Source organism: Streptomonospora halophila, assembly GCF_039542725.1.
GTDB lineage: Bacteria > Actinomycetota > Actinomycetes > Streptosporangiales > Streptosporangiaceae > Streptomonospora > Streptomonospora halophila.
On the sequence record NZ_BAABIK010000058.1, the window covers coordinates 1 to 12,886 of the forward strand.

Consider the following 12,886-nt stretch of genomic DNA (forward strand, 5'->3'; position numbering starts at 1 on the left):
CTGCTGAAATGGTGCGCTTCGAGGGGTGGATTCGCGTCGTCGCCCTCGATTTTGTCATCTGCTCACGGACGGGCGCGTATGTCGGCATGATGGTGGCGTGCACTATGCGGTGAAAGTAGATACAGCGATCCCCGACGGTGGCGCGCAACTGGACCCGTTGCAGCGTGAGGGCGCCCTGCGGGTATTCGGTCAAGCTCTGGACAGCGTCGACCTGATCGAGGGGCCTGATGGCATGGAGGTCGACCTGTTCGACTTCGCCATCGCTGTGCACCCCGGTGGGGTGCTCGTGACTCTGATGCTGGAGGCGCCGGCGCTGGAGTTCGCCGAGGACGCCGGCCGGGCCCTTGTCGAAGAACTGTTGGAGAAGGCCGAGGTCTTGCCGGGCTGGACCGTGCAGCACTCGGGCGTCGAGCTTCACCCCGACTCGCTCGCGGAGAGCCTCGCCGCTGCCGACGGCCCCGACGCGCCTCCCGACGACCTGGGGGCGAGGCGCAGTCGATACCTGGCGCCGTCACCGCTGCCGAGTGGGCCGAGCCCGGAAGAGACGGCTGCTCGGCGGGCACAGTTGCAGACACTCGCCCCGCGCCTGAAGGCGTTCTCTCCCGCTTCCTTCGGAGCCGCCGACCCTGACGAGGACGACACCGAGCAGGTCGGCGTCGATCGGGGTTCCGCCGACCTGGCCGCCGGCGCCCTGTTGGAGGCGTCGGTCGTGATGATCGACGAACTCTTCATGGACCTCCACGAACTGCGTAAAGAGGACACCACGGTGGCACGATGCGACGCTCCGTTGATGCGCCTGGAGGACCTGCCGGAGCGGTTCGCAGATCACTACACCGCCGGGTTCGCCCGTCGCTTCCTGGTCACCACAGTCGTGCTCACCACGCACTTCACCGATGGCACGTTCTGGCACCTCGGCTCCGTGGCCGAGGAACTCGCCCTGCGACTGCTGCTGACCGAGGCACGCATCATCCTCGACATCCACGGCCTCCTCGCCGAGGGCAGTCCTGCCCTGGAAGCCTTCACCGAGCTGGTCTATGAGGATATGGACCACGAGTGGCTCTACAACGACGGCCCCGAAGAAGACGGGGAAGCCTCGGTCAAGGCCTGGTTCCTCCCGTTCAACGATGTCGACCGCTACGTTCACCCTTTTGGGAGCGACAACGACTGAATCGCAGTCCCGAGGTCTCCCACTACGGCGACGCAGTGGGCCGGGGCGAACTCCTGACTGACCTCGACCCGCAGCGGGTACCTCGGTCGCCTCCACAGTTGTCTCAGCCTGTGCGCTTTGGACCTGACGAGTACGACAACGTCCCGGCAAGCATCGGGGAATGGGATGAGCGTGCAGGTCATTGCCGGCCCGGACGGATCCGTCCTCTGGACCTCCGGCGCGCTCCGGGCAAGACCGACGACCTGACCGCCGCACGTGTGCCGGGCATTTTTTGCGCGCGTTGGAGAAGGCGAATGGCCGCATATCGGCTCATAAGGGTTACACGAGGGTCGAGGCCACGGTGGCGATCATGCCCTACAAGGGCCGCAACAAGCCTGAGGTGCAGAAACGGGCGAACCGGTCCCACTCTCGCCTGCGCGGTCCGGGCGAGCGCGCCAACGCCCAGCTCCCGTCATGGCGCATCCTGCGCAAGCTGCGCTGCAGTTCAAAACCAGGATGCGTAGCCTGCCGAACGCAGAGCTGCTTACTCGGAGCGACCTATGCGACGACTGATGTGTCCAAAATGTTTACGTAGTCGAGGCGCCAGTGTCCTCTGCTCCGAGCCCAGCGATCGAGGCCAGGTATTCCAGCAGCAGGAATGATCCCGACTTGATGCCGTCGTAGTCGACCTCCTGGCCGTCGAAGTCGGGGTTGATGTCTGCTTCAATAGAGCCCCAGAAAACGCCGAGACACCGAACAATCTCAACAGCGTCAGTCAAGAGGTCCATACGAACCTCGAAATCAGGATCTACCAACAGTTTCGGTAGCTCGTGCGCGACTTCATGCCGATGGGTTCGTATTTTGGCCAGTGTCGCAACTTGCTCGTCGGTCAACGCCTGCATCTTTACGAGCCACGCACACGAAGCAAGGTACTTGCTCTTGGTATTCAACGACAGTACGTCGCTGACATAGCGCGCTTCGTCGTACAGATCATTGCCATCCTCGAAACCACACCAGAAGAAACCATAGATGCTGTCGATGATCTGCGGCTTGATGAGCTCATAGGCAGACAGGAAGCAGCCAGCCCGTATCAGGGTGGTTGCTACCGACTCCGGCGCAAGCTTGGCGTTCAGCCTATGCTCCATGTCCATAGGTGGAAGCATGGCAGGGTCGGGCCTGGATTGTCGAGTGGTTTTCTTATGAGCGCCCATACACCGCCATGATCCTGATATACGCCCGAGCAAGTCTGCTATTCGTGTGCTCATCGAACATGTCGATACCAGCTACTCGGCGCTTCATGGGAGCACAAAAAACTGACTATGCCAAGTCCGATTCTGGGTAAGCACTACAGGATCACGGACACGGGGAGCTGGCCAGGTGTGATGTCCAGGAGCCAGTCACCCTGTTCTAGGCAAGGGTGAGAATGGTAGTCGCATGGGCGACACCCCGAAACATATTGCCGATTGCCATTTTCCTGCTCTCGCAAGAACTCGCCAAGTATCCAGGGCGATTTCATTCTCTGAACCGGCTGGCGTAGGTACTGGTCACGCGATCCCGAGGAGATCGAGCGGGCGGGTGAAGCAGTCGTAGCCCACCCACCGGTAGGACGCGGGGACACTCGCGAACCCCAGCCCGCTCAGCAGGCCGGTCGCGAGATCGCGCAGCAGCGCCATGTTCTGCGGTGCGTTGCCCGTGCGCACCCGCGAAGCGTCCTCACCGAAGCTCACGTCGCGGATGTAGTGGCGGGCCTCGATACGCCAGTGGCCGCGCACCAAGTGCGCCAACTCCCCGCCCGTGACGCACTCGGCCGGCAGGTTCGTGACCAGGTAGGCATAGCTGCGTCTCACCCGGCCCGTGGAGGCGGTGCGCACCCACCGGTGCACCCGCACCACCTGCGCAGCGTGCGGGAACGCGATCCGCGGCGCGGTGAGCACCTTGGCGGTACGCACCTCCGTTCTGCCGTGCGCGCGCTCGCGGGTGGCCTCCAACACCGGCGCCTGCGCCCACGGAAGCGCCTTGACTTGGGCGAACAGTGTGGGCTGGTTGGCCTTGACGGTCAGCAGATAGTCCGCGCCGCGCCCGACCAGATGCTCGGCGGTGGGCCTCTGGGTGTGCAGAGCATCGGCGCTGATCACCCGTCCGGCCACATCGAGCCCGGCGAGGAGGGCGCCCACGGCGGCGATCTCGCTGGTCTTGTCCCCCACCCGCACCTGGGCGGCGGTGTGGCCGCCGGCGGCCACCGCCAACAGGTGGGCGGGGCCGCTGTCGGCGGTGGCCGAGCCGCGCAGGCTCTTGCCGTCCACGATCAGCACGGCGGCGTCCTCGACGGCGCTGAGTCCGATGAGCACGGCCGGATCCAGCGCGGTGACGACGCGGCGGATCGTGGCGGGACTGGGCGCTTGGCGCAGGTCCAGGGCCGGGCTGGTGGTGCGGGCGCCCAGCCGGGCCAGGGTGTGCTGGGGCGCGCTGGTCGCCCACTGGCCGATCGCTTCCAGGCACCGGGCTCCGGCTACCACCGCGCACAGGGCGGTGAGCAGGATGCATCCGAGCGGGTGGCGGCGTCCTCGCCGATCGCGGGGGTCCTGGTCCTCGCCCGGCAGGGCGTCGGTGATCGCGGTAGGAGCCGACAGGGCGGATGCGCGCGTGGCAGACTGCAGGGGCAACGGAGTCCTCTTGTTGAGCCGGAGATGTGGAAGTCCCTGCTCTTCTATCGGGGCTCCGTTGTTGTGTGCGGGAGCTTCTTCCGGATCGTCACGCTGCTGTGACCAGCCCGGTCACGCCCCGCCCCCGACTATGCAATCGCCCTGCCAAGTATCGGGGAAGCATCTCCGCATGCGCCTTTGGGGAAGTCCTCAAGTGTGACTAGAGCCGTGTCCGGGCAGTCGAGAACTGCCTGCCGGAAAGCCACGGCCACCAGTGGGCGTACGTCCTTCACGAGTCCATCCTGTGCTCAATTTTGTCGAGCATCCGCATGAGCAGGCTGGCGGTCATAACCGCCTCGGATGCTTCTGTCACATCATCGAAGGAAACTTCCCGGTGACCTGAGGGGTTTCGCAACACCGCGTATGCACCTCGGAATAGCATCATGGTGCCTTCTACCTCACCGTTCGGCGCGACAGGGTCAGCAAGCGGGCCACCCGCCTTAAATGCCTTGATCATAAGATCCACACCGGTCAGTTCATAGCCAAATCCAGCAAGCTTCCTGACGCGTACTTCCACTGCCCTCATAGAGCCGAATATCGCGTTCTCGTACTCTCCGAGGAGGAATTGCCGACGCGCTTTAGCTTCAATCAACGGGTGCAGATTCTCTTGCAGACGGTTCACACTTCGCACGGCTGCAATATCTTGGGATAGTACTTCGTGGCCGCGACGCGTAACAAAAATGGATTGCGCACTGCTTTCTCCAGGTTTTGCCGCGATCATCCCATGAGAACGGAGCCATTCGATCGCCTCGGCAACCGCGTTTACTGCCGCACCATTATTTCGGTAGGCTTCATCACGCTTATATTGCAAGCTGTAGTTGTATGTGTTCCACTCGCCGATATCTACGATGTCTCTAAGGACATGGAGCGCCAACTCGTCGACGGGAAGCTGTAGGGCATCTTCAGGCGCAACCGCAATCATAGGAAACGGTATACTCCTTTTCGGGTCTATTGTAAAGTGAAATAAGAGACTCTACCTACGACAATTACCCTCCTTATGCGGCGGGTACGGGAACATCTACGCCGCGACAACTCCGAAGGGCCGCAAGGACGGCGTGAAGATGGTTCCCATCTCTCAAGCGGAGGGCCTGAGGGCGCCCTGACCCCTTGAGTGTGCAGACGGTCTCGAACGTCCGAGCTAATTTTGTCTACCACCCCAATGCAGGACGAATGACTCCTGAGATCGGGGTTGGCCTGATCGGCACCGGCGTAGCACTCAGCGGGGCACTGATCGGCGGCATAGCGACATTCCTAGGCGTGGCTTACCAGCAAAAACGCCAAGCCGAACACGCAGAAACCAAGCGTCTGACCGCAATGAGCGAGCAGGCGACAGATGCCATCCTCGTCGAACTACGCGAGGTCCGATCCCTCACCTTACGCCGCCGCGACCACAAACACGTAGGCGACTCCTCACCCGAGGAGTCCGAGGGCTGGAGCTCCGAGGTTCGCGCGTGGCACGAGCGGCTCTGGGGCGAGGGAGTGTCGTCAACATCCGCAGCCGGAGTACCGGCGGGAGGAGGGCGCGCAGCCGCGCGGCATCCTCCGGAGCCGAGCCTCACGGACTTGGGAACGAACCGAAGCTTTCCTGTGACCTCATTGTTGGCGAGCACGGGAATTGCAGCGCGAACGAATATGACGATGTCAGTGGAGCGGAGGTCGCTGACCAGCCGGTGGTCGCTGGGACGCCGGCGGGGCCATCGCGGATGATCGCCGGCACGGCACCGCCAATCTGCGGGCCGAGAGTGCGCTGAAGCGTCGGCGCAGCCCGTTGTGTGGTGGGCACCGGCTCGGGACGACCGAAACGCTGACGTCCAGATGGCCGGAACGGGACTCCTGTCCGGCGATGATGGCGCCGATGATCGGCAGAAACAGCCCTGGTTGCAGCGAGGACGCCACCCGCAGCCCCAGAACCACGGGCTCGGCCTGCCGACGGTGGCCAGTAGGACTTTTTCATCCTTGGGAGGGCATGCCGGTCCCGCCATGAACGCGATCTCGCGGTTCGATCCCCTACATAGAGAGACCCCTGGTGGACGGATTGATCACCGCAACCACCACGTCCACACTGGTGCCTTAGCGGACACCGGCCGAGGTGCCATGGCGGGCCGACTCGCGCGCTGAGACCAGCCTGCCCGGGCCCGTCGACGTGCCTCGGCGGCCCCGGCCGGGGCCGCCTGACCGGACTCGTCACAACCGGGTGGCCCCATCCTTCCGGCCGTGCATGCCCGAGGCCGACCTCACGCGGGACGTCCGCGCAAGCGGGGCAAGCTCATATCGAGCATGAGCACCTTGCAATCGCTCTGCCGCTGTTCGAGCGCATCGGCGCCCCCGAGACCGCAGCCACCCGCCTTCGCCTGAACGAACTCACCGACGACTGACTCCACGCACAAGACGTCCAACCACGTCGCCCCCGCCCCTACCGAACCGGCGCACTTGCGCTTTCCCAGGAGTACGTCCATGACGACCACCGCCGGCACCGCCGCAGCACTCAGCACCTTCGTGAGCGCGCTCAACGAGGGCGACCACGCCAGCGCCCTTGGCGTCTTCACCCCCGGCGCCCACATCGAAGACCCCATCGGCGCCCCACCCATCACCGGAGAGGCCATCGCGGCATTCGTGCACGCCCTCATCACCGCACAAACCCGCCTGTTCCCCGGACAACTGCGCGCCCCCGCCGAGGCGGACCTCGCCTGCCTGCCGCTGATCGCCGAACGCGACGACCCCGAGTACCCCGGTCACCGTCTGCGCATCAGCCAGGTCTTCTACGCCGAGTCCGGCCCGGCGGGCACCATCGACCGCCTCCGCATCATCTGGGGGCGGAGCAACCTCACCCCCACGAGCGCCGCCAGCCCGCGCTACACCGAACGCAGCGCCCCGTCCCTGGTGAAGAACGCTTGATACCCAACGACATGGGGTGTCTGACAGAATTTCGCCCATTGCCGTGCTTCTGGCTCGCTTCGCGGGTGATTGGAGGCGCGGGCGATAATTAGCATGCCCGAGGACGGGTCGGGAAGGATGGAGCGCGATGGCTAAGGTCAATTTCAAGCGACTGGGCCAGGGTGCCTCGGCTCCAGCTAACACAATCACCGACCCTCGCGACCTGTTCAACGCCCTACCCGAGAAGGTCTCCGGCCTCGACTACCTGCGAGGGCCTCAGGACCAGGTGCTGGCTGCCTGGCATGACCGTCGCTACGAGCGCGACCTCGTGATCAAGATGAACACAGGAGGCGGCAAGACGCTGGTCGGGCTCCTCATCGCCCGTAGTTGGCTCAACGAGGGCATCCGGCCCGTTGCATATCTCGTGCCAGACGACTTCCTGACGGCACAGGTCATGACCGAAGCGGGACGAGCCGGGATCGCGACCACGAACGATCCCAAGTCGCCCGAGTACCAGCAGGGACGCGCCGTGCTCGTCGGGACGTTCGCGAAACTCTTCAATGGCCTGTCCGTCTTCGGGGTCGGCGGTAACGTGTCAAAGCCTCCCTCGCACAGTCTCGCCGGGGTGATCATTGACGACGCTCACGCCTGCATCGCTAAGGCGGATCGTGTGTTCCGGCTCCGCGTCGAGGACGGCTCGGAGGCGTACAGCGATCTGCTGGCCCTCTTCGCTGATGACCTGAAGGCGCAGTCTCCCAACGGCCTGCTGGACCTAGAAGCGCGCCGCCGGACGGCGATACAGGAGGTTCCGTTTTGGGCATGGCAGGACAAGCAGGATCAGGTCTTGTCGAGGCTCCATCCGATCTCGGACAGCGTGCTGAAGTGGGGCTGGCCGCTCGTCGTAGATTGCCTCCCCCTCTGCACCGCCGTGATCACCAGCGATGCGTTCGAGATCTATCCGCCCTGTCATCCCACAGAGACGCTCCTCGGCTTCTCCCAGGCACAGCGGCGTGTCTACCTCACTGCCACCCTTGCTGACGACTCGGTGCTAGTCCGCCACTTCGGCGCGGCACCGGATTCAGTCTCACGGTCAATCTCTCCTTCGAGCGCGGGCGACATCGGGGATCGAATGATCCTCGTGCCACAGCAACTCGTGCCCAAGGCGACGGACGAAGGGGTACGTGATCTTGTCCTCGGCCTGGCCGCGGATCAGAACGTCGTGGTCATCGTGCCGAGCCACGCTCGTGCTGTCTGGTGGCGGGAGGACGCAGCCCTCGTGCTGGACCGCAACAACATCCATCAGGGCGTCGAGCAACTGCGCGAAGACCCACAACTGGGTCTCGTGGTGCTCATCAACCGCTACGACGGGATCGATCTGCCGGGCGATACCTGCCGCGTCCTGGTGCTGGACGGCCTGCCAGAAGCACTCGACGGACCGGAGCGGCTGGCACAGGCCCGGTTGACCGGATCAGCGAACCTCCTTGGCCGACAGATTCAACGCCTGGAACAGGGCATGGGACGAGCAACCCGGTCGAACGAGGATCACGCCGTGGTCCTTCTCCTGGGGGCGCGGCTGGCCGAGCGGCTCAATGCGCCGGAGGCACGCGGCTTCTTCTCACCCGCGACGAGGGCGCAGTTGGACCTCGCAGCGGAGATCGCCAGCGAGGTCAAGGCCGACTCGCTAGACGACCTCCACGATATAATGGAGCAATGCCTCGAACGCGATAAGGACTGGGTGGCCTACAGTAAGGGCGCACTGGCACAGCTCCGGTACGGCACGTCTGGGATTGTCGACACTGCCAGCGCTGAGCGGCGCGCGTTCGATTCCGCCCTGCACGGCGAGTACGTGGTCGCGGCCCAGGAACAGCAGACAGTCGTGAATGGCATCACGGACGACGCCGCGACTCAGGCACTCCAGAGACAGCGGCTCGCGGCCTACACCAATTTCTTCGACCCTTCCCAAGCTCAGCAGACCCAGAAGACGGCGAACACCGCGAACCGACGGCTCCTCCGGCCCTTGGCGGGTGTGCAGTACGAGCGTTTGAAGGCAGCGAGCCGGCCGCAGGGCGAGCAGGCTTCCTCCTGGCTTCAAGCGAGATACATCTCCGGCAATGATCTCTTGCTCGGGTTCAAGGCCGTGCTACAGGACCTCGACTGGGGACCGCGCACCCCGCAGTTTGAACAGGCCGTGCATGATCTCGCACTGCACATCGGTCACATGGGACAGCGGCCAGAAGACACGCTCGGGCGCGGGCCGGACAATCTCTGGGCACTTCGCGACGGGGCGTTCCACGTCATCGAGGCGAAGAGTGGTGCCGACCCCGGCCATCCCGTGTACAAGAAGGATGCCGAGCAACTCTCGAACGCCATGGACTGGTTCCGGCAGCAGTACCCCAACAGTGAGGCGACGCCTCTGCTGATCCATCCGGAGGAGAGGTTCGACTCACATGCCGCGATACCGACCGGCTGTCGCGTTGTCACGACGAAGCGGCTTGCGCGGCTCCGAGAGTCCGTGTCGGCCTTCGGGACGGGTCTGGTGGCCAACGACGCCTTCCGCGATCCCGCTCGCGTCACCAGCCTCTTGAACGATCATGGACTGAGCGCGGCCAACTTCGTGGGTCGCTTCTCGGTGCCAGGGCGGCACTAACTAGTTGTATGAGGGCTGGACGTTGGTGACAGCGACATGGAGACGTGAGACCGGAGGCTGGCCGCCGGCGGCACCGGCCGCCCCGCCTCCAGAACGGACAGGTCCATCGAAACGCACCCGGACGGGGCCAGTAGTTGTATGAGTCACGTCCTGGGGCGGAGCGACCAATGCCTACTCTGACCGGCCAATCCCAGACCAGCCACCCCAAGACTCACAGTAGTTGTAGTGGATGTTCCAGGTCGCCAGAGCCGCTGAGCGTTCGCCCTCGCTTCCGTAGGACCGGGCGTAGAGGACCTCTTCGGCCATGATCCGCTGGTAACGCTCGGCCTTGCCGTTGTGCTGGGGCTTGAACGGCCTGGTCCGGCGATGCTTGGTGCGCCGGCCGACGATTCGGGAGAAGACCTGCGAGCGGTAGCAGGCGCCGTTGTCGGTGACCACCCGATGCAGGTGGGTGATGCCGTGGGCGGCGAAGAACACCTTCGCCCGCGCCAGGAAGGCGGCCGCGGTGGCGCCTTTCTCGTCGCCCAGCGCCTCGGTGTAGGCCAGGCGGGAGAACCCGTCCACGGCGGAGTGGAGGTAGAGGTAACCGCCCGCGGCTCCGGCGCTCTTGGCCCGGTCGGCCGCTCGTGTCTGCGCGGAGTCGCGGCCGTGCACGCGCCATCCCCCGCCGTCGGGGATGCGGCCGACCTTCTTCACATCCAGATGGACCATGTGGCCGGGCCAGTACGCGGTGATCCGGCCCGGAGCGTGGTTCGACGCGCCGGCGGGGTCGATGAACCGCCGCCGGGCGAGACCGAGTCGGGCCAGATGGCGGGTGACGGTGCGCTGGTCGAGCATGGTGCCGCCGGCGGCGAGTTCGGCGGTGATCCGGGCCGCGGACCACTTGTGCTCGCGCCGCCAGGCCTCGATCGCGGCGACGGTCGCGCCCGAGGCGGCCCGCGGACTGCGGTGCGGGACCGAGGAGCGCTCGTACAGGCCGGTCGCACCGTAGCGGCGGTACCGGTTGACCCACTTGGAGGCACACGCCCGCGAGATGCCCATCTCAGCGGCTACGTGGGAGATCGGGCGGCCCTGGCAGCGCTCGACGAGGCGACGGCGTCCCTCGGCGGACAGAGGCGCATTACGGTGGGACACGAGAGCAGGTCCTTTCCGGTGGCTCGATGAGTCGTTGGCGCTTCTCATCATCGCCGCCGGGGCCTGCTCTCTTCATGTCACCCCTGCGTCAGCGTCAACAACCTCCCACCCCGCAACAACTAGAGGGCGATGCGTGCGCCGTGGGGCCACGATACGCGGCTAAAGTCGATATGCTTCTGCGGTGGCTTCCAAAGATCACACTGTTCCGCAAATGTACCTTCGACGCTTTGCTGAGAAGAGGCGCCAAAACAGCTTCGTTGAGCGCGTCAGCGTCGAGAGCTACCCCAATGGCCCTGCCGTCAATGTACGCAACGTTGGTGCCATTGACAGCTTTTACTGGTCTAGAAATTTTACAAAAAAGACACCCCACATCGTCGAGGAACTTTTAGGTAAGATCGAAACCGCGGCCACACCGGCATTCAACATCATCCTTGATGACCACGATTTCGCACTTCCAAGAAAATGGCCTATCCCCCAGAAGCATCGGACAAGCCTGGCCTGGTGGATGGCTGCTCAAATCCTCCGGACCACGAGACAGAGGGCTCGGGTGGTAACCACCACTGACCTAGCCGGCTTGGACCCGCCCCCAAACATCAAGCGGGCAAACTTCGGTAGGGACGAACATCTATCCTATATCGTGCAAAATATCTCAAAACTAGCTGCTATCCTGTTCGATAAGCCTTGGGCAGTCGGGTTCAGCGACTGCTGCCTCCTATCAAGCGATGTTCCAGTTCTCGTGCTGAATGGTCAGGACGATAAGGACCAGCTCTTGGCTGCCGCCTACTGGGATGTTTTCCTTCCGCTCGATCCGCATCGCTTCCTACTCCTACCAAGCCTGGGGACAAGGAAAGATGATTATCGGGCACGGGCTGATCACCTCGCGAAGTTTCCTGGCGGGCTGGGCCTCGCCATGGTTCAGGCAACCTTCGATGCCGCCGACAAGATCGTCCTTCGCCATCCCCAACATCGCCTTCTTCACGGTAAGGTGGAGGTCGACGCTAGACTACCTTCTCCCGATCCATTTATTGCCAACGAAACGAGCGGCCATGCCTACATCATCAATTATGAAGTACTCCCACCTACTGCACAAATCTGGAAGCGATGGGCCCACGAGCACGCCCCAGCCGAGAAGCAAACCTAGTCTTGCGGAAAATGTGACGCTAAAGGGTCATTAATTCTGCATTGAAATGGCTGCCAGGTGTTGGCCGTACAGGCACCTTGACCGTTCTGAAATCGTAGTGGTCACGGGAAGAACGCTGGTTAACTGGCCGCCACGGCGGCTGTGAATTGAGGCGGAGGATGCTACCTTCACCCAACGTCTTGGTTACTACTCGTGACCCGTTCTTCACTACGAAGCAGACCGAACGCGTCGGCGGCAAGGCCGCTCTGTCGACCTCAGGTGCTGAACAGGAACGAACTCTATGAACTGAAGAAGAAACCCTCATGCTCCACATCCTCGGTCCAGTAGCCGTAACGATCACCTAGTAACTAAAGAATCGAGTCCGGATCAACGCTTCCCCGATGGAGTTCCACCCCCAAGTCGCCAGAGTTGATGCCGCTGTAGTCTTCAAGGCCGTTTGCAAGGACTCACGTGTCACTTCGCTAGCCGAAGCCGACGGGTCGCCCTGCTCCTCAGCCCGGTTCAGCTCACCAAAGAAATACTCCCCGAAGGATCCTGTGCTCTTCCAGGTCGGGGCACCGTACTTCGCTGAGAGGCGAGCGTTGACGACGCTATTCGCCAGAGCATGCAGAAGGTGCCAATCCTTCCATCCGGATTCCCGATGGTTAGCAATGGCGCGACGCACAGCAGGAACCCGCATATGGCGTCCGATATGCCGGGTTCGCCACTTCCAATAAGAGCGATATCGGGGGTCAGAAGGGCGGCTTGCCGCCGAAGCCGCCGTCTGTAGCCCAGGGGTCGTCGCCCGAGGGCGGCGACTTCAGCGGGGGCGGGGTGTAGTCCTCCATCGGCTCATGGGCGAAACTCGCTTTGTTGTGGGCTTCGTGCCAGAACTAATGGAAGACGGCGCGGGCGGATTCGGGCCCAAACTCGATATCCCCGTACTCGCCTTCAGATTCCACGATCACCAGACGCTCGGGATCGCGCCCGGCCATCTGCGACAACCTACGAAGACGGTCTCGGCGTTCTCCCACTCTTGGGCAACGACCTTGCCTGAGCGTCCGGCGGACCGTCTCCTTACTGGCGCTACCCTTCAAATCCAGCTCCTGAATACGGTCGCTGACCTTGACAGCAGCCGGCCTACCCGCCTCGCTCCAGATCCGGTACAGAGCCTCCATGCAACCGAAAGCATAGGAATCTGCTCTGTCGACAAGCTTAGATGCCCAGACGTCACGATCGGGCGTGTAGTTGGCCGATGTCAC

The 12,886-nt window shown here is 63.5% G+C and carries 9 protein-coding genes and 1 pseudogene; 5 read left to right on the top strand and 5 right to left on the bottom strand.

All coding sequences use genetic code 11. The annotated features are described in order from the left end of the window. Nucleotides 1-97 precede the first annotated feature (97 nt). The gene (locus ABEA15_RS25095) at nucleotides 98-1,168 is read left to right on the top strand and encodes a hypothetical protein (protein ID WP_345559508.1); all 1,071 of its coding nucleotides are present in this window, start codon (nucleotides 98-100) and stop codon (nucleotides 1,166-1,168) included. A gap of 159 nt (nucleotides 1,169-1,327) precedes the next feature. Beyond that, nucleotides 1,328-1,649: pseudogene (locus ABEA15_RS25715) on the top strand (transposase family protein); the annotation flags it as partial. Nucleotides 1,650-1,734: 85 nt separating this feature from the next. On the opposite strand, the gene ABEA15_RS25100 reads toward ABEA15_RS25715, so the two are convergent. The 3 genes from ABEA15_RS25100 to ABEA15_RS25110 all read right to left on the bottom strand — a co-directional run bounded on the left by ABEA15_RS25100 (nucleotide 1,735) and on the right by ABEA15_RS25110 (nucleotide 4,771). Next, complete coding sequence (locus ABEA15_RS25100; RefSeq protein WP_345559510.1) at nucleotides 1,735-2,298, bottom strand: hypothetical protein; 564 nt, start codon at nucleotides 2,296-2,298, stop codon at nucleotides 1,735-1,737. A gap of 393 nt (nucleotides 2,299-2,691) precedes the next feature. Then, a complete protein-coding gene (locus tag ABEA15_RS25105) occupies nucleotides 2,692-3,810 on the bottom strand; it encodes an ISAs1 family transposase (protein ID WP_345559512.1) in 1,119 nt (372 codons plus the stop codon). 268 nt (nucleotides 3,811-4,078) lie between these two features. Continuing rightward, the gene (locus ABEA15_RS25110) at nucleotides 4,079-4,771 is read right to left on the bottom strand and encodes a TIGR02391 family protein (protein WP_345559514.1); all 693 of its coding nucleotides are present in this window, start codon (nucleotides 4,769-4,771) and stop codon (nucleotides 4,079-4,081) included. 1,532 nt (nucleotides 4,772-6,303) lie between these two features. Between ABEA15_RS25110 and ABEA15_RS25115 the strand changes: the two genes are divergently transcribed. Further along, nucleotides 6,304-6,744: a nuclear transport factor 2 family protein gene (locus tag ABEA15_RS25115; protein WP_345559516.1), complete on the top strand. Its 441-nt coding sequence runs from the start codon at nucleotides 6,304-6,306 to the stop codon at nucleotides 6,742-6,744. 127 nt (nucleotides 6,745-6,871) lie between these two features. Continuing rightward, complete coding sequence (locus ABEA15_RS25120; RefSeq protein WP_345559518.1) at nucleotides 6,872-9,370, top strand: helicase C-terminal domain-containing protein; 2,499 nt, start codon at nucleotides 6,872-6,874, stop codon at nucleotides 9,368-9,370. A 171-nt stretch (nucleotides 9,371-9,541) separates the two neighbouring features. Here ABEA15_RS25120 and ABEA15_RS25125 read toward each other — a convergent pair whose 3' ends face one another. Then, nucleotides 9,542-10,504, bottom strand: a complete 963-nt coding sequence (locus tag ABEA15_RS25125; protein ID WP_345559520.1) for an IS481 family transposase — start codon at nucleotides 10,502-10,504, stop codon at nucleotides 9,542-9,544. A gap of 181 nt (nucleotides 10,505-10,685) precedes the next feature. Here ABEA15_RS25125 and ABEA15_RS25130 point away from each other — a divergent pair, with 181 nt between their 5' ends. Next, nucleotides 10,686-11,645 carry a DUF4238 domain-containing protein gene (locus tag ABEA15_RS25130; RefSeq protein ID WP_345559522.1) on the top strand — a complete coding sequence of 320 codons (960 nt, stop codon included), beginning with the start codon at nucleotides 10,686-10,688 and terminating at the stop codon, nucleotides 11,643-11,645. Between the two features lie 872 nt (nucleotides 11,646-12,517). Here ABEA15_RS25130 and ABEA15_RS25135 read toward each other — a convergent pair. Next, nucleotides 12,518-12,886: hypothetical protein (locus tag ABEA15_RS25135; protein WP_345559524.1), on the bottom strand; the 369-nt coding region annotated here is incomplete at its 5' end.